The 23,276-nt window shown below is 60.6% G+C and carries 20 protein-coding genes; 14 read left to right on the forward strand and 6 right to left on the reverse strand.

Annotation, left to right across the window (positions count from 1 at the left end):
• Window positions 1–62 precede the first annotated feature (62 nt).
• Both AC3Y64_RS03255 and AC3Y64_RS03260 read left to right on the forward strand, forming a co-directional pair.
• A complete protein-coding gene (locus AC3Y64_RS03255; protein ID WP_489986427.1) occupies window positions 63–533 on the forward strand; it encodes a prepilin peptidase in 471 nt (156 codons plus the stop codon).
• 106 nt (window positions 534–639) lie between these two features.
• Window positions 640–1,416, forward strand: a complete 777-nt coding sequence (locus AC3Y64_RS03260) for a response regulator transcription factor (RefSeq protein ID WP_489986428.1) — start codon at window positions 640–642, stop codon at window positions 1,414–1,416.
• Window positions 1,417–1,453: 37 nt separating this feature from the next.
• Here AC3Y64_RS03260 and AC3Y64_RS03265 read toward each other — a convergent pair whose 3' ends face one another.
• Together AC3Y64_RS03265 and AC3Y64_RS03270 are read right to left on the reverse strand one after the other, a co-directional pair.
• A complete protein-coding gene (locus AC3Y64_RS03265; RefSeq protein WP_489986429.1) occupies window positions 1,454–1,861 on the reverse strand; it encodes a response regulator in 408 nt (135 codons plus the stop codon).
• Window positions 1,862–1,932: 71 nt separating this feature from the next.
• Window positions 1,933–2,142: a Flp family type IVb pilin gene (locus tag AC3Y64_RS03270; RefSeq protein WP_489986430.1), complete on the reverse strand. Its 210-nt coding sequence runs from the start codon at window positions 2,140–2,142 to the stop codon at window positions 1,933–1,935.
• A 338-nt stretch (window positions 2,143–2,480) separates the two neighbouring features.
• Here AC3Y64_RS03270 and cpaB point away from each other — a divergent pair, with 338 nt between their 5' ends.
• The 10 genes from cpaB to AC3Y64_RS03320 all read left to right on the forward strand — a co-directional run bounded on the left by cpaB (window position 2,481) and on the right by AC3Y64_RS03320 (window position 14,480).
• The gene (cpaB, locus tag AC3Y64_RS03275; RefSeq protein WP_489986431.1) at window positions 2,481–3,431 is read left to right on the forward strand and encodes a Flp pilus assembly protein CpaB; all 951 of its coding nucleotides are present in this window, start codon (window positions 2,481–2,483) and stop codon (window positions 3,429–3,431) included.
• Between the two features lie 21 nt (window positions 3,432–3,452).
• Entirely contained in the window at window positions 3,453–4,721 is a 1,269-nt protein-coding gene (locus tag AC3Y64_RS03280; RefSeq protein WP_489986432.1) for a type II and III secretion system protein family protein, read from the forward strand.
• Window positions 4,718–5,908 (forward strand): CpaE/TadZ family protein, encoded by a 1,191-nt coding sequence (locus AC3Y64_RS03285; protein ID WP_064388814.1) that lies wholly within the window; start codon window positions 4,718–4,720, stop codon window positions 5,906–5,908. Before AC3Y64_RS03280 ends, AC3Y64_RS03285 begins: the two co-directional genes overlap by 4 nt.
• Entirely contained in the window at window positions 5,905–7,176 is a 1,272-nt protein-coding gene (locus AC3Y64_RS03290) for a TadA family conjugal transfer-associated ATPase (protein ID WP_489986433.1), read from the forward strand. Before AC3Y64_RS03285 ends, AC3Y64_RS03290 begins: the two co-directional genes overlap by 4 nt.
• 10 nt (window positions 7,177–7,186) lie before the next feature.
• A complete protein-coding gene (locus tag AC3Y64_RS03295) occupies window positions 7,187–8,071 on the forward strand; it encodes a type II secretion system F family protein (RefSeq protein WP_489987918.1) in 885 nt (294 codons plus the stop codon).
• On the forward strand, window positions 8,068–8,958 hold the full coding sequence (locus AC3Y64_RS03300) for a type II secretion system F family protein (RefSeq protein ID WP_064388817.1): 891 nt from the start codon (window positions 8,068–8,070) through the stop codon (window positions 8,956–8,958). Before AC3Y64_RS03295 ends, AC3Y64_RS03300 begins: the two co-directional genes overlap by 4 nt.
• 10 nt (window positions 8,959–8,968) lie before the next feature.
• Window positions 8,969–9,658, forward strand: coding sequence for a hypothetical protein (locus AC3Y64_RS03305; RefSeq protein WP_489986434.1), 690 nt, complete (start codon window positions 8,969–8,971; stop codon window positions 9,656–9,658).
• A gap of 11 nt (window positions 9,659–9,669) precedes the next feature.
• Window positions 9,670–9,948 carry a DUF3613 domain-containing protein gene (locus AC3Y64_RS03310; RefSeq protein ID WP_489986435.1) on the forward strand — a complete coding sequence of 93 codons (279 nt, stop codon included), beginning with the start codon at window positions 9,670–9,672 and terminating at the stop codon, window positions 9,946–9,948.
• A 1,595-nt stretch (window positions 9,949–11,543) separates the two neighbouring features.
• Window positions 11,544–11,906, forward strand: a complete 363-nt coding sequence (locus tag AC3Y64_RS03315; protein ID WP_489986436.1) for a DUF6124 family protein — start codon at window positions 11,544–11,546, stop codon at window positions 11,904–11,906.
• A gap of 195 nt (window positions 11,907–12,101) precedes the next feature.
• Window positions 12,102–14,480, forward strand: coding sequence for an autotransporter family protein (locus AC3Y64_RS03320; RefSeq protein WP_489986437.1), 2,379 nt, complete (start codon window positions 12,102–12,104; stop codon window positions 14,478–14,480).
• Window positions 14,481–14,581: 101 nt separating this feature from the next.
• Here the strand turns inward: AC3Y64_RS03320 and AC3Y64_RS03325 are convergent, their stop codons facing one another.
• The 4 genes from AC3Y64_RS03325 to AC3Y64_RS03340 form a co-directional block, all read right to left on the reverse strand.
• Window positions 14,582–16,252, reverse strand: coding sequence for a ShlB/FhaC/HecB family hemolysin secretion/activation protein (locus AC3Y64_RS03325; RefSeq protein ID WP_489986438.1), 1,671 nt, complete (start codon window positions 16,250–16,252; stop codon window positions 14,582–14,584).
• Window positions 16,253–16,385: 133 nt separating this feature from the next.
• Window positions 16,386–17,972, reverse strand: coding sequence for a collagen-like triple helix repeat-containing protein (locus tag AC3Y64_RS03330; RefSeq protein ID WP_489986439.1), 1,587 nt, complete (start codon window positions 17,970–17,972; stop codon window positions 16,386–16,388).
• Window positions 17,973–18,279: 307 nt separating this feature from the next.
• Window positions 18,280–19,134: a MaoC family dehydratase gene (locus AC3Y64_RS03335; RefSeq protein ID WP_489986440.1), complete on the reverse strand. Its 855-nt coding sequence runs from the start codon at window positions 19,132–19,134 to the stop codon at window positions 18,280–18,282.
• A 3-nt stretch (window positions 19,135–19,137) separates the two neighbouring features.
• Window positions 19,138–20,490, reverse strand: coding sequence for a 3-oxoacyl-ACP reductase (locus AC3Y64_RS03340; protein WP_489986441.1), 1,353 nt, complete (start codon window positions 20,488–20,490; stop codon window positions 19,138–19,140).
• 236 nt (window positions 20,491–20,726) lie between these two features.
• Here AC3Y64_RS03340 and AC3Y64_RS03345 point away from each other — a divergent pair, with 236 nt between their 5' ends.
• Both AC3Y64_RS03345 and AC3Y64_RS03350 read left to right on the forward strand, forming a co-directional pair.
• Entirely contained in the window at window positions 20,727–22,004 is a 1,278-nt protein-coding gene (locus AC3Y64_RS03345) for an acetyl-CoA C-acetyltransferase (protein WP_489986442.1), read from the forward strand.
• Between the two features lie 333 nt (window positions 22,005–22,337).
• On the forward strand, window positions 22,338–23,234 hold the full coding sequence (locus AC3Y64_RS03350) for a PA4780 family RIO1-like protein kinase (protein WP_122593621.1): 897 nt from the start codon (window positions 22,338–22,340) through the stop codon (window positions 23,232–23,234).
• Window positions 23,235–23,276 lie beyond the last annotated feature (42 nt).

Genomic DNA, 23,276 nt, shown 5'->3' on the forward strand with positions numbered 1-23,276 from the left:
CTGACATTCACTACGTAATATCAGCATAGAATCATTCAGCCAAAACGGACGTTTTTTACCGCATGCACTGCTTTGTTCTTCTGATCTGGCTGACGCTGTGCGCGGCGCAGGATGCTCGACAGCGGCATATCGCCAATGTGCTGACCCTGGGTGTCGGTGGGCTGGCGGCGGGGTATCTGTTGGTCACTGGCCACACCTGGCTGGGTGCCGAAGCGGTGCAGGGTGGCTGGGCGTTTTTACTGGCGCTGTTGTTGACGCTGCCCGGTTACTGGCTGAAGCGTTTCGGCGCTGGCGATGTGAAACTAATGACAGCTTTAGCCCTTGCGACGGACGGTATCCACCTGCTCGGCGCGTTCATCGGCGCGGCGCTCGTCAGTGCCTTGTGGATCGTAACTGTGCCAAAACTCTGGCTGTATATGAGTCAACGGCTTAGGGAACATCTTCGATATCTAGCCCCTGAAATGTCAAAAAAGCTGCCATTTGCACCATTCGTGCTGATGGGGACAATCCTGACGTTGGTTTGGATCCATTAGTCGCCCCATGCCACTAGTCCTATGTACATAGTCGGAAAGTGGGTCTACTTTCAAATCAGCGTTATTACAGGAACGGTCAGCCTTTGACCTGGGCATGGAGTGGCAAGTGAACAAGCTTACGTCTGCTGTGAAAGTTCTGGTTGTCGACGATCAGCCGTTGATCGTTGAAGAACTCTGCGAATTTATCGAGAGCAGCGGCTACCGTTGCGTGCCGTGCGAATCGAGCCAACAGGCGATCGAGCAATTCAGCCAGGATCCCGCCATCGGTCTGGTGCTGTGCGACCTGCACATGCCCGACATGGATGGCATTCAGCTCGTCCAGGAACTGCAACGGCTGGCAGGCAAACAGCGGATGTTCGAAGCCATCATGCTGACCGGGCGTGCCGACAAGCAGGACGTGATCAAAGCGTTGCGTGCCGGGATCGCCGACTACTACCAGAAACCGGTGGATCTGGACGAACTGCTTGAAGGGCTGCGCCGCCAGGAAGCGGTATTGGCGGAGCGCCAGAAAACCCTGCAACTCGGCCACCTGAATCAGAAGCTGCAATACCTCTCAGAGTCGATCGACGATCTTTATCAGGACCTGGACAAAGTCCGCCGTGGTCCCGAACCCGCCAGTGAAGAAGCGCAAGGCGAGGGCGAAGGTGTAGAGATCCCGGCGATCTTCAATCAGCTGTCGCCACGCCAGCTCGACGTTGCGCGGTTGGTGGGCAAAGGCCAGACCAACTACCAGATCGCCTGCGAACTGGGGATTACCGAGAACACGGTCAAACTCTACGTGTCGCAAGTGCTGCGCCTGACCCACATGCATAACCGCACCCAACTGGCCCTGGCGTTATCGCCAAGCAACTCGGGCATGCGTCAACGGGTGACTGCGCACTGAACGCCCTTGACCCCGGCCACCGCCGGGGTACAAAACCTCAACCGCTGTGCGCCTTGGACTTGGGAAACAGGTTGTCGAGGGTTTCCAGCAATCGGTCGTAATAGATCGGCTTGCGGAACAGGTCCAGCACCTGCAGGCGCAGCATATCGCTGACATCCTCCAAGTCTGCATGCCCGGACGTCACGATCACTGGCAGATGCTGACGCGCAGTGTGTTCACGCAGGCGCTTGATCAGCGACATTCCGCTTTCTTCCGGCATGCGCAGATCGGTAATCACCAGGGCGATATCGGGATGGCGAGTCAGGTGGTGCAAGGCGAGTTTCACTGATGTTGCGGTATGACAGGTGAAGCCTTCGCCCTCCAGCAACTCCGCCAGCTCCAGCAGTGCGTCCTCCTCATCGTCGACGAGGAGCAACTGCTGGCGAGAAGTGTGTGGAGAGTTCATAGGCAACACCTGCAATGGACTGAGTGCTGACGTTAGAACCCAATGGCCGCATTGACAAGTTATCGGTCCGATCAGGGAGTGGGTGTGAGTGCGGTCTGGATCGCAGTCAGTATCGCGGTGACCTGGGTGCCGATGCCGTTACCGAAGGCTGCAATCACCAGCGCGACAAGACCGACGACCAGCGCATATTCAATGGCTGATGCACCTTCGGTGTCTTTGGCCAGACCTTTGAAGAAATCGATTTCGGCTTTGAATTTTTTAACCAATTGGGAATACGACATGAGGATTCTCCTTGAGCACGCCAGGTGTTGCGCGTTCGCAACATGATTTCCCTGTGCCAGCATCAGCATTGTCGGCATTCCCCGCGCCTACAACTGTAAGAACGAATTAACCCGAAAGTAGTAGTTGGTCCAATTACAGTAAAAAACCATGTTTGGCGCTTTAGCCTCCTACTTTCGTTGGATATTTAACCGCTGTTAATGGCGTTTTGTTCGCGCTGGACTACCGTCAAATAGCGAAATAGTTACTTGTTCATTGCTGCCTGATTGCGAATTTATCTCGTTGAAAGTGACGGGTCATTGCATAAGAAAGAACGCGCAGCGGGAAAGGGAGAGCCGTCATGAACAGTCGCGTCACTCTGGGCCTGGCCGGCTTGTTTTTGCTGGGCGCCATCATTGCCGGGTATTGGGGGCTGACCTTGAGTCGTCAGCCGGCCGTCGAACCGGTCGCAGCACCCGTTGCCGTCACCCCGGACGTAACGCCTGCAATGCCTGCGCAACCTGTTGAAGATCCGACTCGTCAACCCGTGGTGGTATTGCTGCGCGACATCGCGCCGTTCGTGAAAATCACTGCAGCCGATGTCGCCGTGGAAAAACTGCGCACTGCCCCCGTTGGCAGCCTGGCGAATGTCGATCAAGTCATCGGTCGTACGCCGTGGCGCCCGTTGAGCGCCGGCAGTTGGCTGAACGAAGAAAGCTTCGAACCGGGCAGCCAACTGGCACGGATGATCCGTCCCGGTGAGCGCGCACTGGCGGTGTCCGTTGATGAAGTGGTCAACGTCGGCGGGCAAGTGGCACCGGGCGATTACGTCGATGTGCTGCTGTTTTTGCGCAAGGACGAAAACAATCCACAGCCGTCAGCGCAGTTGGTCGTGCCGGCGGTGCGCGTGCTGGGTGTCGGCAGCCAGATGGGCCTGACCAACGATGGTCAACCCGCCAGCCCCGCGCGCAGCGACGATGAACGACTCAAGCAGGAACAACAGCGCATGGCCGCACGCAGCGTGGTGCTGGCGGTGCCCGAAGCGTTGCTCAGCCGTTTGATGCTGGCCTCGGGTGCCGGTGTCTTGCGCCTGGCGGTTCGCAGCGCCGACGAGCAGCAACTGGCGAAATACTGGGCCGGCGAAAACGACGTCGCCACGCAGCTCGATACGCCGCGTCGCGCGTTGCTCGAGTTCAGCCAGTTATCACTTTCGCCCGCGCCCAAACCACTCGCCGTAGCCGGGCAACCGACGGCGCGCAAAGCGACCGTGGAAGTCATTCGCGGTGCTGAAAACGCTCAACCCACTCCCTGATTCGAGCAAGGACGCCTTTACATGCGCAAATGCTTCACGCCCCTGTTCAACGGTTTGCTCCGGGCCTCGCTGCTGAGCGTTGCTTCGATCGGCAGCGCCGTCGCAGCCGCCAGCAACTGCGCTGCGCTCGGTTCGTTGCCGGCGACACTGGAAGTCGGCGAAGGCCTACAGCAGGCGCTGCAATCACCGGTGCCCATCACTCGGGTGGCGGTGGGCGATCCGAAAATCGCCGACGTGCGTGTCACCAGTGATCAAGGCGTGCTGCTCACGGGCGTTGCGCCGGGCGCCACCACATTGATGATCTGGAGTGCCTGCGCCAGCGCGCCGCGCCAGAGCATGGTGTTCGTGCAGGGCAAGGCAAGTGCGGCGATGACGGTCTCGTTGCCTGCCACCGACGATCCGACGTTGCCTTCGCAGGTGCAGACCGACATTCGCTTTGTCGAAGTCAGTCGCACCAAATTGAAGGAGGCCGGCACGCAGATCTTCGGCAAGGGCTCGAATAACTTTCTCTTCGGTGCTCCGGGTACGGTGCCCGGCACGGGCGTGACGCCCGGCGTCGTGCCTTTGCGCAACATCGATCCGCGCATCGCCGTGCCGAGCATCCCGTTGGTTAACGACGCGTTCAACATTGTCTGGGGCGGCGGCAGCAGTAAATTCCTCGGCATCGTCAATGCGCTGGAGGGCAGCGGTTTCGCCTACACCCTGGCGCGGCCGAGCCTGGTGGCGTTGAGCGGGCAGAGCGCGAGCTTCCTCGCTGGCGGGGAAATTCCGATCCCGGTACCGAGCGCCAACAGCAACAGCTACTCCATCGAGTACAAAGAGTTCGGTATCCGTCTTACTCTGACACCGACCGTCGTTGGCCGCGACCGCATTGCTCTCAAGGTCGCGCCGGAAGTCAGCGAGCTGGACTACAACAATGGCGTGACCATTGGCGGCACCACTGTTCCGGCCTTCACTATCCGCCGCACCGACACCAGCATCTCTTTGGCCGATGGCGAAAGCTTTGTGATCAGCGGCTTGATCAGCACGCAAAATGCGTCCCAAGTGAACAAGTTTCCCGGCCTTGGCGACATCCCGATCATCGGTGCGTTTTTCCGCAACTCGTCGATCAACCGCGAAGAACGCGAATTGCTGATGATCGTCACTCCGCACCTGGTGCAGCCGCTGGCCGCCAACGCGCCATTGCCGTCGCTGCCGGGTGAAAAACTGCGCAATTACGACCCGAACTGGTATCGCCTGTACTTCCTTGAAAACGGCAACTTCGATAAACGCAGCGGGTTATCGCAATGAGCCAGAGCCTCAGCCAGACCTTCCTCGCCATCACCCGCAACGATACCGATCTTGAGTGGTTGCAAGGTGCGCTCGCGCCGCTCGGTCAGGTGGTCAGCGCCGGTGGCGGCAGCCTCGACGAGTTGCTCGCGCTGGTCGACGTGACCTTCGCCAGCCTGGTGTTCGTCGGGCTTGATCGCGATCATCTGGTCGCGCAGAGCGCCCTGATCGAAGGCGTGCTCGAAGCCAAACCGATGCTCGCCATCGTCGCGCTCGGCGACGGCATGGACAATCAACTTGTACTCAACGCGATGCGCGCCGGTGCGCGAGATTTCGTCGCTTACGGCTCGCGCTCCAGTGAGGTCGCCGGGCTGGTGCGGCGCTTGAGCAAACGCCTGCCAGCGGTGACGCCGAACACTCAACTCGGCGGACTGACCGTGCTCTATGGCGTGCAAAGCAACGCCGACGGCGCGCTGTTGGCCAACCACATGGCGCTGGTGGTGCAGAAGAGCGGCCAGCAGACGTTGCTGCTCGATCTGGGCTTGCCCCGTGGCGACAGCCTGGCCTTGCTTGGCCTGGAAAGCTCGTTCCATTTCGGCGACGCGCTGCGCCACTTGCGGCGTCTTGATGCAACGCTGATCGACAGTGCATTCACCAGTGCCGAAGCGGGCCTGCGCATCCTCGCTTACGCCAGCTCTGACGAGCCGCTGGAGCGCACCAGCGCCGCCGAGTTGTACATGTTGCTCAGCGCCTTGCGCCAACACTTCCAGCACATCGTCGTCAACCTCACCGGGCAGCCCGACAGCGAAGCGCTGCGCACGTTCGTCAGCCATTGCGACAAGCTGCTCTGGTACACCGATCAGAACGTGCTCGACTGCCGGCGCAATCTTGCCGTGCTCAATTTGTGGCGCGAGAAGGGCATGAAGCTTGATCACGGTCGATTGCTGATTGACCGCTATCTGCGCAACGTCGCACCGGATTCCGACACCCTCGGCAAGACCTTCGGCCTGGAAGTAATTGCCGTGCTCGCCTACAGCCCGGAGATTCGCCTCAACGCGAAAAACCAGGGCGTGACCCTGTTCGAACTGGCCCCGCGCGAAGCCATCAGCCAAAGCCTGCGCACCCTCGGCGAACGCCTGGCAAAACGTTCCGAAGGCCTGGCCAAACCCAAGGCTAACTGGTTCAACCGCTTGCGAGGCACCTCATGAGCAGCGAACAACTGTTCGGTGGCCCGCAGCGCCACGCGAGCGGCAACACCGACCACGATGGCCTGAAACTGGTGCTGCACCGCTACATCATCGACGCCATTGAAGAGTCCGGGAAAAACCTGCTCGAGGGCTCGCGGCAGGTGCTCTCGCAATTTGTCATCGACAAAGTCGCCGAGTACATCGCACGGCTGCACCTGGCGATTTCCCGTTATGAAATGGAGCGTCTGGCCGAAGAGATCGTCGACGAACTGACCGGTTTCGGCCCGCTCGAAGTGTTGCTGCGCGACAGCGCCGTGACCGAGATTTTGGTCAACGGCCCCCACCGGGTATTTATCGAACGCGATGGCGTGCTGCACTTGAGCGACCTGCGCTTTATCGATGCGCACCACGTCGAACGGGTCATGCAGCGCATTCTCGCGCCACTGGGGCGACGTCTCGACGAATCGTCGCCGATGGTCGATGCACGCCTGCCGGATGGCAGCCGGGTCAACGCGATCATCCCGCCGATCGCCCTCGACGGGCCGTGCCTATCGATCCGAAAATTTCGCAAGGACATGCTCAAAAGCAGCGACCTGATGGCGATGCAAACCATCGATCAGGCGATCTACAACTTCATCGAAGAAGCGGTGGGCAAGCGCTGCAACATTCTGATCAGCGGCGGCACCGGCACCGGCAAGACCACGTTGCTGAACATTCTCAGCCAGTTGATCAACCCCCATGAGCGACTGGTGACCATCGAAGACGTCGCCGAACTGCAGCTCGGCCATCCGCACGTTGTGCGCCTGGAAACCCGTCCGCCGAATGCCGAGGGCCACGGCGAAGTGAAGGCCAGCGACCTGATCCGCAACGCCCTGCGCATGCGCCCCGACCGGATCATCCTCGGTGAGATTCGTGGCGTCGAAGTGGTCGATGTGCTGACCGCCATGAACACCGGCCACGACGGCTCGATGAGCACCGTACACGCCAACAACGCGCAAGACGCTTTGCTGCGTCTGGAAACCCTCGTCGGCCTCACTGGCCGCACCATCGCCGAACGCACGCTGCGCCAGATGATCTGCGCCGCCCTCGACGTGGTGATTCAACTGACGCGTATGCCCGATGGTCGTCGCTGCGTCAGCGAAGTGGTGGAAGTGGTCGGCGTACGCGACGACGTCTACGTGACCAATACCTTGTTTCGCCTCGACCGGCGCACAGGCTTCGGCTTCCTGCGCGAAGCGGTCAACCCGGCGGGCGACAAGCTGCGTCGCGAACCGACGCTTGCGCACTGAGGGCCACGGCATGCTCAAACCGCTGCTGCTGATCGTGATTTGCCTGACGCTGCTGGGGTTGTCACTGCGCCTGTTCTACAACGGCTGGCGTCAGGGCGGTGCCGAGCGCGTGATCGATCGGTTGAATCAAGGACAGCCGCAACTGGCGGTGGACGCGCCACGCTGGGTCGGCCTTGAGCGAGCGTTTTTACGTGCCGGGCTCGGTCGGCCTACAGACCGGATCGGCTTGTGGTTGATGTTGTGGGCGTTCGGCGTGCTGATCGGATTTGCGCTCGCCGGGGTGATCGGTTTGCTGGTGCTGCTCGTGGTGCCGCCGCTGGCTTTGCGCCTGTTTGTCAGTTGGCGCTATCAACGTCGGCTGCGGCGGATGATCGAACAATTGCCGCAACTGCTCGATTACACCGTGCGCAGTTTGAAGTCCGGACGCACCCTCGCCGATGCCGTATTGGGTGGCATCGAGACCAGCGAAGATCCCTTGAAAAACGCCATGGGCCGGGTGCAGCGCAATGTGCAGTTGGGCGTGAGTCTGCCGGATGCGGTGTCGGATCTGGCCGAGCTGTACGAACGTGATGAGTTTCGCCTGTTCGCCCTCGGCCTCAAGGTCAATCACCGTTACGGCGGCAACGCCAGCGAGCTGCTGGAAAACCTCATCAAGATGATTCGCGAGCGCGATCAGGCCTCGCGCCAATTGCGCGCCATGACTGGCGAAACCCGTCTCACCGCGTGGGTCCTGGGTTTGCTGCCGATTGCCATGGCCGGGTATTTCCTGATGGCCAATCCGATTTACCTGGTCGCCATGTGGCACGACCCCTCCGGGCAGCGGATGCTGGCCACGGCGTTCGGCATGCAGGTGATCGGCAGTCTGTTGCTCTGGCGGATGTTGCGCAGCCTATGACCACGCCCTTGATGATCAGCGCGCTGCTTCTGCTCGGCGCCGCCGCGTTACTCCTCACCAGCCTGCTGGAGCAGCGCCGGCGGGCGCGACAGATCAGTCGTCGACTGGAGGGCGACCTGATCCGCGAGAACCGTTTCGGCAACCTGCTGCAAGTGCTCGGCGACAGCAAGGTCGGTCAGCACAGCGTCAAACTCGACAACGAAACCCAGTCGCTGCTCAACCGCCTCGGTTGGCGCAGTGCGCGTCAACGTTCATTGTTTGCCGCGTGCCAGATCGGCTCGCCACTGTTGCTGCTGGCGCTGACGCTGCTACTGCAATCGGTGTTTTTTCCTGCCGTGGAAAAACAGTGGATCGCGCCGTTGTTCGCCCTCGGCGTCGGCTATCTGTTGCCCAAACGCCTGCTGGTGATCGCCGTAACGCGTCGGCAAAAACAACTGGCCAGCGAGATCGGTACGTTCATTCCGCTGCTGCGCATTCTTTTCGAATCCGGCATGGCCGTGGAGCAGGCGTTGCGTGTGCTCAGTCATGAAGGTCAGGCGCTGTTGCCGGTGCTGACGTACGAATTGCGCCTGGTGCTGAGCCGCGTCGACTCCGGTCTGGAGCTGGGCGAAGAACTGAACAAGGCCACGCAGTTATTGGCGGTGGATGAGTTCACCGACACCTGCGTGATTCTTCAGCAGTTGCTGTATCAGGGCGGCGGGGCGATGAAGTCGCTGCTGGCGCTCAAGCAATTGCTCGATGACCGGCGCCTGACGCGCCTGCAGGAATACATTTCCAAGATGTCCGCAAAAATGTCCGTCGTGATGATGCTGTTTCTCTTCCCGGCGTTATTGATTGTCCTGGCCGGCCCGGGCTTCACTGCCCTGGCGAAGGCGCTGGGAGCCTAGAGGGATCGTGATGAAAGCAATGATTGCAGGTGCCTGTTTTCTGCTGCTCGGCGGTTGTGCCAACACCGGGCAAACGCCGTGGGATGCGCTGACCAATTCTGCCAGCTGCGCCAAGTTGAGCTCCGATCAACAACTATCGCTGAACCTGGCCGACGACATGGCCAACGACGGCAAACTGCACGCCAGCCTCGCCAACCTGCAAAGCCTGCCGGACAACATTGCCGACGTGCGCCTGCGCAAGGCCAAGGTTTATCGCTTGCTCGGTCGCAGCGAGGCCGAGCCGCTGTATCGCAGCCTGCTCGGTTCGTGTCTGGCGGCGGAGGCGGAACACGGTTTGGGGCAGCTCGCCGCCGCGAAATCCGACTACGGTCAGGCGCAGGCGCATTTGCAGCGCGCCGCGCGTCTGGCGCCCACTGACGAAAAAATCCGCAATGACCTCGGTGTGGTTTACCTCAATCAGTTGCGTCTTGAAGATGCGCGCTTCGAGTTTCTCACCGCCATGGAGCTCAAGCAGAGTGATCAACTGGCGGCGCTGAACCTGGTGACGTTGTTGTTGTATCAGGATGACTGGAATCGTGCGGCTGAGCTGGTTAGTCGTCTTGGCCTTAGCCCGGCGCAATTCAGCGAGGCGCAGGGGCGGGCGGAGAAACTCAAGCTGCCGAACCGGTCCACTGTCGCCGTTACGGCGATGCTCAAGTAGGGGGCGCGATGATGAAAGCCATTTTTGTCTGTCTTGGTTTGTTCGCGGTGCCGTTGATCAGCCATGCCATTGATGCTGGTCCGGCTTCGGCTCAGCAGCAGGAAACCGAGGGTTGGTTGCAATTGCAGGCGCGTAACAAGGTTGCTTCGCCGACTCTGCAGACGTTGACTCCGGCGGAACGGGAGTTGGTCATGCAGCGGTGGTTGAAAAGTTATCAGCATGAGATTCCGGAGTTTTTTGATCAGGAGCAGGGGGGGAAGGTTGATAGTGGTTCTGGGGGGGGTGGTTGATTTTCTGTAGGAGCTGCTGAAGGCTGCGATCTTTTGATCTTTTGATCTTTTGATCTTTTGATCTTTTGATCTTTTGAGAGGGGGATTGAGTACATATCCGTTGCTGCGGTTACGGCGGCTCAGGGTTCCGCCCTTACGGCGGGTCACTTTTTCCAGACGCCGAAAAAGTAACCAAAAAGGCTTGCTCCTACGTCCGGCCCGCTCGCTGGGGCTCGGGGTTCCTTCGCTCCGGGATTGATCCGGGCGCATCGCCTCCGGTTTGCTTCGCTGCACCTCCTCTCGATGTGTTCGACTTCGTCGAACGGTCGCTGCGCTCCCACCCCCGGATCAATCCCTCCACTCAGCCTTCCGAAGTCGCCCGTGGATCAAGATCAAAAGCGAGGCGAGCTGACACTCGGCCTATTGGCTGACTTCACTCAATCCCTGTGGGAGCTGGCTTGCCAGCGATGGCGGCCTGACAGCCGACCATGCTTTGACTGAATGCACCCGGTCTAATAGTGGGAGCCAGCCCTGCTGGCGATGAGGCCTGACAGCCGACCATGCATTCGACTGAATGCACTCGGTCTAATTGTGGGAGCCAGCCCTGCTGGCGATGAGGCCTGACAGCCGACCATGCTTTGACTGAATGCACTCGGTTTAATTGTGGGAGCCAGCCTGCTGGCGATGGGGCCTGACAGCCGACCATGCTTCGACTGAATGCACTCAGTCTAATTGTGGGAGCCAGCCTGCTGGCGATGGGGCTGACAGCCGACCATTCTTCAACTGATTGCACTCGGTCTAATTGTGGGAGCCAGCCTGCTGGCGATGGGGCTGACAGCCGACCATGCTTCGACTGAATGCACTCAGTCTAATTGTGGGAGCCAGCCTGCTGGCGATGGGGCTGACAGCCGACCATTCTTCAGCTGAGTGCACTCGGTCTAATTGTGGGAGCCAGCCCTGCTGGCGATGCGGCCTGACAGCCGACCATTCTTCAACTGATTGCACTCGGTCTAATTGTGGGAGCCAGCCCTGCCAGCGATGGCGGCCTAACAGCCGACCATGCATTCGACTGAATGCACTCGGTTTGGTTGTGGGAGCCAGCCCTGCTGGCGATGAGGCCTGACAGCCGACCATGCTTCGACTGAATGCACTCGGCCTAATTGTGGGAGCCAGCCTGCTGGCGATGAGGCCTGACAGCCGACCATTCTTCGACTGAATGCACTCGGTTTAATTGTGGGAGCTAGCCCTGCTGGCGATGAGGCCAGTCCATCGATCCGATGACTTGAGCCTGTTTAATTCTGTGTCAAACAAGCAGAACCTTCCCACAAGGTTTTCAGGTTGTCCGTCAGACGTGCGTTCTCTAGCCTTGGGGTTGTCGCTGAATGCTCAGCGGCCAGGTGTGGAAACCTGAAATTCAAGTAGATGCATTGCACCACCACCGTAATCGTTGTCGGCGACTTCTTTCGTCTGCAAACTGTGTCGCGGCGGCTGTGCGTGGGCAGGCTTCGGTCTGGCCGGTTGCCTACTTATCGGTATTTCCACCCTGCGCATAGCTGCCACCTTTTGTTGTGTGGAAACGACAAGAGATGGCTTCCACAGCCAAGTAGGAGTTTTTAATGGACAAGCTAATTCCCGACCCGCCCCCCGAAACCAGCACCCCGCTCGAAGACGCCATGCGCATCGACGATCAACTCAAAAACCGCGAGGCCATCAAGCGCGCTCTCGACTTTTACCTTTGCCCCAAACCTGCAAAACCTTACCAGCCCAGTACGATGTTCCTCGTGCAGCCGAACATCGACACCGAAAGTTTGCTGGCTCATGCCTGTGAGTCGCTGGCGTCGGCCAACGTCATGGCCAGTGATTTTGCCGACCAGCTCAGCCGGCCGCAGCGCAACACGGCGCTGGCGATTCAGCAAATTGTGATGCTTGCCGAGCTGGCGGTGAGCCGGGCGCTGGACCGGATTGATCCGCAAACCTGAGCCTCTGTCAATTGCCTGGATAAGGACGCCGTCGGTCAAGCGGATGCCATCATTTTGACTTTTAAGTGGTGTCAAAATGATGGCTCGTGTACATTCCCCGCGCCCGAACCAGGCCAACTGGAGGGTCGGTAGGGATGCCAGTTGAATGTGAGCCCTGCTGAAACTGTTTCATAAAGTTTTAGAAGGGAATCTCGCTTGAATACCGCACGCTTGCGCCAATCGTTGCTGGCGCTCTCTATTGCTGCTGCGACGCTGCACACCTCTGCCGCTGTGGCCGCCGACCTGAACTACGATCTCAGCGGCGGACCGCTGAACAGTAACCTGCAGACCTGGGGCCTGATCGAGCTTAGCGGCAACGGAACGATGGCTCCCGGGGCGCCGTCTACGTTCACCTATGGCGCTCAGTTCGCGGGACTGACGGCCACCCAGTTGCGCAACAACGGTGCTATCCGCATTGAGGGTGCCAACCATGGTGTGGGTATCAACCTGGGTTCCTCGGGCGCCGTGCCAAGCAAAATTACCAATAACCTGATTAACGCTGGCTCGATTTCGGTTCACGGATTGAGCGGTTCCGGCGATTCCACCGGTATTGGCGATACCGGCAGCACGATAGGTGGGGCGATCTCAAACACTGGTGTTATCGACGTCAGTGGCGAGCGCGCCAGCGGCGTCATGCTGGTGCACACCACCTTAGGCGGAATCAACAACAGCGGCACGATCAGCGCCAGCGGTGCCGATGCGCTGGGCGTGTTTCTCGACGGCGCGACGCTGACAAACCCGATCAACAACAGTGGCACGATCCGCGCCAGCGGCAGCAATGCCGAAGCTGTGACGCTGGAAGGTGTGAAGTTCACCCCCAGTGGCTGGCTGTACAACAGCGGTACGATCTCCGGTGAGTCCATCGGTATTCACGTCAGTGGCCAGACGGCGGGCAGCGGTCTGTCGAGGATTTATCAGCTGACGGGCTCGATCGAGGGCGGTACGGCGGCGATTCAGGTTGATGACGGGCAAACGTATTTCGACTTCTTCGGCGGTACGGTCAAGGGCGATATGCTTGGTTTGGCTGGCGTGCTGGTCGATGGCGATGCGACGTTCGACGGTTCGACCATCAGGTCCGGTTACGTCACCATTGAAGAAGGCACGCTGACGCTGGTGCGCCCGCACACCACGATCATCGGCGACTTCGACATGGAAGAAGCCAACTCGGTACTGGAGTTGTATCTGGGCAATGACACCAACCCCGCGCTGCCGGTGTTGAAAGTCACCGGGACCACCGACATTGCACCCGGCGCGCAACTGCGTTTGCTGGCGCGCTCCAGCGACTTTCGGGTGACCCCCGGCGGCACACGCTACACCTTGATCAGCTCGGGCAATCTGGTCGGCGGGAGCAATCTGACCATCACCTCGAGCTCTGCGCTGCTCGACGTGAAGAGTTTCGGCGTCGACGGCAATGACATCACTTCCGTGGTCACGACCAAGTCCGATGAGACGTTGGCAGCCAATACGCTGGCGGCGGGCGGTAGCCGTAACGCAGCGACGGCGGTGGGGCGTCTGGCCAGCGTGATGTCGCGCATCGACGAGCAGGATCCGGTGTTCCAGGCGTTCGCCAATGCTGGCAGTGATGTCGAACTGGCGCGCCTGTCCGAGGTGCTCAGCCCGGACGTCAGCCGTGGCGTGTTGCATGCCGCAACCAACAGCCAGACGCTGGTTTCCGGTGTCATCAACGGGCGCTCGGCACGCGCTCGGACGCAGTCGGGATCGAATGAAAAAGGTGTCTGGCTGCAAGCCTTGAGCAGTGATGCCAACCAGGACGAGCGCCGTGGCGTGAGCGGTTATGACGCCGACAGCCACGGGATCGCGGTGGGTGCCGACGGCCAGTTGAACGCCGATACGACCCTGGGCCTGGCCTACAGCTACCTCGACACCGACGTGAAATCCGATCTGGGCAGCAAGACCCAGGTCACCGGGCATGCGCTGACCCTGTACAGCAATTGGCTGCACGACAATTGGTTCGTCGATTCTTCGCTGATGTATGGCTGGAACGACAACGAGTCGAAACGCTACATCGCCGGGACACGCGCCAAGGCCCATTACGACAGTGATGTTTTCGGCGTGAGCGCGCTGGCCGGTTACAGCTGGCATTTGACGCCGGCGGTGGTCCTTGAGCCGCAGGTCGGTGCCCGTTATGCCAACGTCGGCATGGATGCGTATCGCGAGAAGGGCAGTTCGGCGTCGTTGAATGTCGGCAGCCAGCGTTACGAAGTCGGTGAAATGGGCGTGGGTGCACGTCTGGCCGCTGCGTTTGCGGTCGGCACCGGCAGTCTTGAGCCGGAAGCGAAAGTCATGGCATGGCACGACTTTATCGGCGACAAGGTCGGCACCACGTCATCGTTCGTTCTGGGCAGTGATTCGTTCACCAGCCGTGGCACCACGCCCGTGCGTGACAGCTATGAACTGGGTCTGGGCGCCAATTACCGCATGGGCGCCTGGAGTGTTGGTGGATCGTACAACTACGTCACGGCCAGCGGCTTCGATTCCGACGGGTTCTCGGCAAAAGTGCGTTACAGCTTCTAAGCGGTGTAGGAGCTGCCGAAGGCTGCGATCTGTTGATTTGGCTTTTAAAAAAACAACATCAAAAGATCACAGCCTGCGGCAGCTCCTACACGTGGACGGTTTTAGAGTTGATAGCTGAAACTGATGCTATACCGCGCTCGACGATTGAACGTATCGAACGCTTCATCCGACATCGCCTTCGCCGCCTCCAATGCAATGTTGTAGTACTTGGCATCGCCGAAACGCAGACCGATCGCCGCCGACGACAGGCTGTTGGCTTGTACCGGCAATTCGTTGAACCAACTGCGCGAGCGGTCCAGCACAAAGTACGGTTGCAGGATGCGCACCCAGTTGCCGTCGCGATTGAAGCTGTAGTTGACCTCGTAAGCCACCCCCCATCCCTTGTCGCCGGATGCCTGATCGTCAGGATAGCCGCGACCGAAGTTCTGCCCGCCGAATACCGCGCGTTCGCTGTCGGGCAAGGTGTCGTCGCTCCAGTACAACGCCGCCGATAACACGCCCTGCCAGTTGTCGAGGAATTTGTTGCTCTGCACCCCGGACAGGCGCACGCGGAAGAAGTCGAGGTCGATGGCGCTGTTGTTGGTTTTTGCGCCCATGCTGTCGACGCCCTGGTACACACCGCCACTCAAAATCCGCAGTTGTCGGGCATCAGCCTTGCGCCAGTCGCTTTCGAACGCGAGGGCGCGTATGTCGGTGCGCTCTTCGACGCTCAACGGGTAGCCGACCACCTTGTAGCGGGTTTTGTCGTTGACCGCGTAAAGGCGTGAGCCGGCGGTGAGCAGTTCGTTGGAGGCAGCAATCAGCGGCAAGGTGAAACCGATCGAATAGCGGTCGTTCTCGCGATGGGGTTTGAGTTCCAGACCGTTGTCGAGGAACAGGCTGGTGCCCGGGTCGGCGCGGTAGCGCGAAGCGGACAGGGCCAGTTGTGCACCTTCGCTGTTGATGAACTGGTTGTAGTCCAGGCGGTAGTAATGCTCTTGATCATCGCCCGGCGGGAACAGGCCGCTGAGAGTCAATTGCTCACCCATCGACGTCTGCGAATTGCTGCTGACACCGAGCAAGGCCTGGGTGCCGTTGCGGTTGTCTTCGGTGGTGCTCAGGGTGCTGGTGAACGGTTTGCGACTGGCTTCGGCGACCAGTGTGGTCGCGCCGTCGGTGGTGCCCGGCGGCGGTACCTGCGCCTGAATCGTCACGCCGGGGATGCGCGTCATCAGCGTGGTGTAGCGCTCGAACGTCTTGCGGGTCAGCGGACGTTCGGCCTGGATTTTCGCGGCCAACTCATCGATCAGGCCTTTGACGCGGCCGATGTCGCCCTGCATTTGCACGTCGCGCACGTAACCTTCCACCAACACCACCCGTGCCACGCCGTCGTCGAAATTCTGTTGCGGCAGGAACGCGTACGACAGCAGATAGCCGTCCTGCTGATAGCGCCGGGTGATATTGCGCGTGGCTTCGATCAGCTCGGCGAGGCTGGTCTCATGGCCGATCAGCGGTTTGTAATTCTCCGCCAGTTCGGTCAGCGGGTAGATCGTGCCGCCTTCGATCTGCACGGTTTTCAGATTGACCTTGGTGCTCATCATCAATGGCTGCGCAGCAGTCGCACCGGCATCCGGTACTTGCACCGGCGCGGCACTCGGGCGATAGGCATCGGCCGGCAAGTTGGGCACAGGCAGGTTGCGGATGGTTTCGTTACTGTTGAGAAAGCTGGGCAGGGTGTCGGCGAGAGCAGCGGAACTGAGGCTGAGGAACAGCAAAGACGCCATAACGCGCATAGGACACTCCATGGTCAGGTCACAGCTTGAGGCTGTTTTTTCCTAAGAAAAAAGCGGAAGACTCGTGGGAATCTTCCGCCCTCAACCAAGCGTAGGCGCTGTAGGTAAGGCCGTCGAATCGGCCAGGTGCAATTTAGCGTTTGTTGCCTCCCAGAGCGCCGGTCAGACCGCCGACGATACCGCCCAATCCGCCGCCCACACCACCGGTGGCGCCCCCGCTGGCACCGCCGTTGACCAGGCCGCCGACTGCAGCGACGGTACCGCCGACGTTGTTGACCAGGCCACCGACCGCCGTGGTCACTGGATTGTTGGTGGCGGCGATGGTGTTGCCGATGCCGCTGACTGCCGCGCCGACCTGGCCAGTAAGGCCGGCTACTGGCGAACCGAGACCGGTAGCGGCACCCAGTTGTTGAGTCACGTTGGTGACGCCGCTGGTAACCGGGTTCAGCGCTGTGCCCAAAGTGGCGCCCACGCTGGCCAGTGGTGAGGTCGTAGCCGTGATCGGTGAGCCCGAGCCGCCCAGCACAGTGTTCAGCGAAGCAACGGTATTACCCAGGCCACCAGCGGTAACGCCACCGGCGCTGACCACACCATTGCTGCTACCGGCATTCAGACCTGCGCCGACATTGACCACTGCGCCGCCCACGGTTTGCAGCAGGCCAGTGCCGCCGAGGCCACCACCGAGGCCACCACCGAGGCCACCGCCAATACCGCCGGAGCCAGTGCCGGAACCGGTGCCGTTGGACACCAGCCCGCCGGCCTTGCCAACCGCGGTCCCGGTATTGCTCAGCGCGCCGCCGAGGGTGTTAGTCAGCGCATTGCCGTTGCCTGCATCGGTAACTTTGTCGCCCACGCCGTTAACGGTATCGCCGACTTTCTGGATCACGCCTTTAAGCGGATCGCCCAGACCGGTCGCGCTGCCGATTTTGTCGGTGGTGCTTTCGACCATCGCAATCACCGGCACCAGATTTTTGCCGAGCTGATTGGTCAGTTGGCTGGTCGGGCCATTGGTCAGCGTGGTGTCGAGGGTGTTGCCGAGCATGGTGACTTTCTCGCCAACGCCATCCAGCAGCGGCGCGACTTTTGTCACCACGCCACCGACCACTGGCACGCTGCCGGTGGCGGTCGCCAGTTTGCCGCTGAGGTCGGACACGCCGTTGCCAACATCCGTGACCACCCCGCCCACCGAAGCGACGGTGGTGGTCAGACCATTAGGGTCGGTGGCCAGTTTGCCGATGCCGTCGGCCACGCCGTCACCCAATGTGCTTACGGCATTGCCAGCGGTGTTGGCCACGCTTTGCACAACGCCACCGACCACGGGAACGGTGCTCAACGAGTCGCCAATCTGACCGACGCCATCGCCCACGCCGGCGACGGTAGTGCCGACATCCTGCACCAGCGTTGTGGTCACCAGCGGCGTCGTTGTCGGATTGGTCGGGTTGGTTGGATCAGTAGGATCTGTCGGGTTGGTTGGATTGGTCGGATCGGTTGGATTGGTACCGCCAGTACCACCGGTTCCGCCTGTTCCGCCAGTGCCGGCGGTATCACCTGTGCCGCCAGTACCACCGGTGCCACCCGTTCCAGCGGTGTCGCTGGACGGCGAAGAGCTGCCGGAACTGCTGTGATGGCCGCCACCGCCGCTGCTGCAGCCAGCGAGGCCAAGAGAGAAAATCAATGCCAGAGCGATTGCCGATTTGCACCACACGTCTTGAGTTTTCATGATCGAGATTCCTTGCACCTGTCACAACGTTCGTTGCCTTCGATGGCTCACCGATCTGTCGCCGGTGATGCCTCGTCCGTGGCTGTAATTTCAGTCGGTGCGCGGATTTCAACCATTCTCAAGTTGGTATTAACGCCTTTATATATAAGCGCCTGTGCACTGCGTAATGACTAATACCGAGGATATAGACGGGCAAAAAAAGGCCTTGAAAATCAAGGCCTGGGGTTTTTCGCAAAGGGCGAGGAACGCGCGGAAAACTTAAGTGATATATACACAATTTAAGGGTGTTCGCCGGTCCCCCGGAGCGTCAGGCAATCGGTTGCCACTGACCTGCCATGTGTTCCAGGTCTCCCGCGCCCATCAACTGCAACTCGCCACTGGAGCCCGCTGCGCTGGCCAATAACCTGACCTCGCTGGGCAGGCGCACGGGTTTGCGAAAATGCACGGCGATTTCCAGATTGGCCTTGGGCAACTGATCCGCCAGCGCTGCCAGCGTGCGTGCCTTGTTCCACAAACCATGGGCGATGGCGGTGGGGAAGCCGAACAGTTTTGCGCTCGCCGCACTCAAGTGAATCGGGTTGTAGTCGCCGGACACCTTGGCATATTGCCGGCCAATGTCGGCCGGAGCGTGCCATTGCGCCACTTCCGTCAGCGCCTGACTCGGCCGCCACTCCTGCTCGAGCGCCTCGCCTTCGAGTTTCACCCCGCGACAGAGCATCTGGCTTTCTGCCTCCCACAGCGGCCCGAGTTGATCATCGAACGTGGTCAACAAATCAAACGTCGCACCTTTGGGATGCGGCTGCAGGTTGTGTACCCGCACACTGACTTGCGCGCGGCTGATCCCGCCCATCGGCCGTAACACGCGGATGCGATTGCTCAGGTGAATCAGCCCCAGCAACGGAAACGGGAAGTCGTTGGCCGTGAGCAACTGCATCTGCAAGGCAAAGGCGAGGATGTGTGGATAAGTCGGTGGCAGCAGGCCGTCATCGGCAAATCCGCAGACCTTGCGATACGCCGCCAGACGTTGGCCATCGACCTCGACCCAGCAACGCAAACCGCTGTCGGGCAGTTGTGTGCCGGTGATTTTGCGTCGCGTCGCCGCCCGCACGTAGAGCCCCGGCAAACTCGGTTCGCGATCCAGTGTGTGCCATTCAATGCTCATGCCTTAGGCCCCCAGAACACTTTGTCCACAGACCCGCAGCGCCTGCCCGGTGAAGGCGCCGGTGCCCGGTTGTGCCAGCCACGCGACGGCTTCGGCGACGTCTTGTGGCAAGCCGCCCTGGCCCAGCGAACTCATGCGCCGCCCGGCTTCACGCAGGCCAAACGGGATGTGCGCGGTCATCTGCGTTTCGATAAAACCCGGGGCCACGGCGTTGATGCTGATGCCGCGTTCGAGCAGCGTCGGCGCCCACGCTTGCGCCAGACCGATCAATCCAGCCTTGCTCGCCGCGTAGTTGGTTTGTCCACGATTACCGGCGATACCGCTGATCGAGGCGAGCAGCACCACCCGTGCGTTATCGCGCAGCGTGCCGCTGTCGAGCAGGGCTTTGGTCAGCACTTGCGGGGCGTTGAGGTTCACCGCCAGCACCGCGTCCCAGAATTCCGGGGTCATATTGGCCAAGGTCTTGTCGCGGGTGATGCCGGCGTTGTGCACCAGAATGTCGAGGCCATCAGGCAACTGTTCGATCAGTTGACTGGCGGCGTCTTCGGCGCAGATATCAAGGGTGATGCTGCGGCCACCGAGGCGGGAGGCGAGGGCGTCGAGATCGCTTTTCGCCGGTGGCACGTCGAGCAGGATCACCTCGGCGCCGTCGCGCGCCAGGGTTTCCGCAATGGAAGCGCCGATGCCTCGCGCCGCGCCCGTGACCAACGCCTTGCGCCCGGCCAGTGGTCGCGTCCAGTCCGTTACCGGTGTCGCACAGGCGGTCAAGCGAATCACCTGGCCGGAGACGAAGGCGCTTTTCGGTGAGAGGAAAAACCGTAGCGGTCCTTCCAATTGATCTTCGGCTCCTTCGCCGACGTAGATCAATTGCAACGTGCCGCCGCTGCGCAATTCCTTGGCCAGTGAACGGGAAAAACCTTCCAGCGCTCGCTGGGCACTGGCGGCGAACGGCTCGCGCAGGGTTTCCGGGGCGCGTCCAAGAATCACCAGGTGCGCACTGGATTCGAGGTTTTTCATCAACGGCTGGAAAAATTCACGCAGTTGCTTGAGCTGGTCGGTGTGCTGCAACTCACTGGCGTCGAACACCACGGCTTTGAGTTTCGGGCCATGGCCGGGAATCCACTCGGTGGCGCTTGCAGGCTGATCGCCGTAGCGATAAATGCCGTCGGTCAAGCGGTTGGCGAAGCTGCTGATGCGCTCGGCCAGCGGACCGCCGCCGATCAGCAGCGCACCCTCCACCGGACGCAGACGCCCGGCCTGCCAGCGTTCCAGCCGCACCGGCGACGGCAGGCCCAGTGCCCCGACCAGACGATGGCCGATGGACGAGTTGGCGAAGTCGATATAGCGGTCAGACATGGAACGCTCTCCAGAAGTTGGGGTTCAAAGTGTGGACTATCGACGGCAATCAATCGTTCGATCCACGCAATACGGCCTACGCTAGAACAGCAGAGTAGACCACCGACCCTGTGGGAGCTCGCTTGCCAGCGATGGCGGAGTGTCAGCCACTGCAGAGGCTGAATGTGCCGGCCCTATCGCTGGCAAGCCAGCTCCCACAGGGATCTCAATGAATCCGGATCAACAAGGAGTTATGCATGAGTCAGCTGCGCCGCGTCGCGATCATTGGCGGTAACCGTATTCCTTTCGCCCGTTCCAACGGGCCGTACGCCACGGCCAGCAATCAGGCGATGCTCACCGCCGCCCTAGAAGGTTTGATCGAACGCTACAACCTGCACGGCCAGCGCATCGGTGAAGTGGTGGCCGGTGCAGTGCTTAAATTGTCACGGGATATGAACCTGACCCGCGAATGCGTGCTCGGCTCGCGTTTGTCGCCATCGACGCCTGCGTACGATATCCAGCAAGCCTGCGGCACCGGTCTTGAAGCGGCGATCCTGGTGGCGAACAAAATCGCCCTCGGCCAGATCGACAGCGGCATTGCCGGCGGCGTCGACACCACTTCCGACGCGCCGATCAGCGTCAGCGAAGGCCTGCGCCGAATCCTCCTGCAAGCCAACCGTGGCAAAACCACCGCTGACAAACTGAAAACTTTTCTGCAGCTACGGCCAAAACACTTGATCCCCGAATTCCCGCGCAACGGCGAACCGCGAACCGGCCTGTCGATGGGGCAGCACTGCGAGCTGATGGCGCAGACCTGGAACATTCCCCGCGAAGATCAGGATCAGCTCGCGCTTGAGAGTCATCACAAACTGGCAGCGTCCTATGCCGAGGGTTGGCATAACGATCTGATGACGCCGTTTCTCGGCCTGACCCGCGACAACAACCTGCGCGCTGACCTGACTTTGGAAAAGCTCGCCTCGCTGAAACCGGCCTTTGAGAAAAGCGCCAAAGGCACGCTCACGGCAGGCAACTCCACACCGCTGACCGATGGCGCCTCGGTGGTGCTGCTGGGCAGTGAAGAGTGGGCGAAGGAACGAGGCCTGCCGATCCTCGCGTATTTGCGCGATGGCGAAGCGGCAGCAGTGGATTTCGTCAACGGTGCCGAGGGCCTGTTGATGGCGCCGGTGTATGCCGTACCACGCTTGCTGGCGCGCAACGGACTGACCTTGCAGGACTTCGACTACTACGAAATTCACGAAGCGTTCGCCGCGCAAGTGCTGTGCACGTTGAAAGCCTGGGAGGATCCGGAATATTGCAAAACCCGCTTGGGCCTCGACGCGCCGCTGGGCTCGATTGACCGCAGCCGCCTCAATGTAAAGGGCAGTTCGCTGGCGGCGGGGCATCCGTTTGCCGCGACTGGCGGGCGGATCGTGGCGAACATGGCCAAGCTTCTCGATGCCGCAGGCAAAGGGCGAGGCCTGATCTCGATCTGCGCCGCCGGCGGTCAAGGCGTCACCGCTATCATCGAGCGCTGACCGTATCTCCTGTGGGAGCTGGCTTGCCAGCGATAGGGCCGGCACATCCATCCTCTGCAGTGGCTGACACTCCGCTATCGCTGGCAAGCCAGCTCCCACAGGTTTACTGGCGTAATGGCAAAGCAGATGTCAGATTCTGTCGCAAATGCCCTCGACGGCCGATAACGCTAAGTGACCCGGGCTCGGCTATGATTCGCAACGGTCGATTTTTTTCGGCACAGTGTATGCATTCATAGGGTTCACAGGTCGGCAACCCCTCCCCGTGGTGCGAGGATTGCCGTATAACGAGTGACATTCGCGTGTTTGGTAATAAAGGACCCACAATAAAAGCTGATGAAGACTCCAAAACGCATTGAACCCCTGATCGAGGACGGTCTGGTCGACGAAGTGCTGCGCCCACTGATGAGTGGCAAAGAAGCAGCTGTTTATGTAGTGCGCTGCGGTAATCAGTTACGTTGCGCGAAGGTCTACAAGGAGGCGAACAAACGCAGTTTCCGCCAGGCGGCCGAGTATCAGGAAGGCCGCAAGGTTCGCAACAGCCGACAGGCGCGGGCGATGGCCAAAGGCTCCAAGTTCGGTCGCAAAGAGACCGAGGATGCCTGGCAGAACGCCGAAGTGGCGGCGCTGTTTCGGTTGGCCGGTGCCGGTGTACGAGTGCCCAAGCCGTACGACTTCCTCGACGGCGTGCTGTTGATGGAGTTGGTCGCCGATGAATTCGGCGACGCGGCGCCGCGTCTGAACGACGTGGTGCTGGAGCCGGATCAGGCGCGCGAGTATCACGCGTTTCTGATTTCGCAGATCGTGCTGATGTTGTGTACCGGTCTGGTGCACGGTGACCTCTCCGAGTTCAACGTGCTGCTGACACCGACCGGCCCGGTCATCATCGACCTGCCGCAAGCAGTCGACGCTGCCGGCAACAACCACGCGTTCAGCATGCTTGAGCGTGACGTTGGCAACATGGCTTCGTATTTCGGTCGCTTCGCGCCGGAGTTGAAGCAGACCAAGTACGCGAAAGAAATGTGGGCGCTGTACGAAGCCGGCACCTTGCACCCGGCCAGCGTGCTGACCGGCGAGTTCGATGATCCGGAAGACCTCGCCGATGTTGGCGGGGTGTTGCGCGAGATCGAAGCGGCGCGCCTCGACGAAGAGCGCAAGCAGGCGATCCGTGCGGCAGACGACGAGCCCAAAGGCAAGTCCGACGAACCACCGCCACCACCGTGGATGCAGTGATCGCTTGATGAGAAACCCGGCTTCGGCCGGGTTTTTTGTGCC

The organism is Pseudomonas sp. 4CAES_32.4 (genome assembly GCF_058136335.1).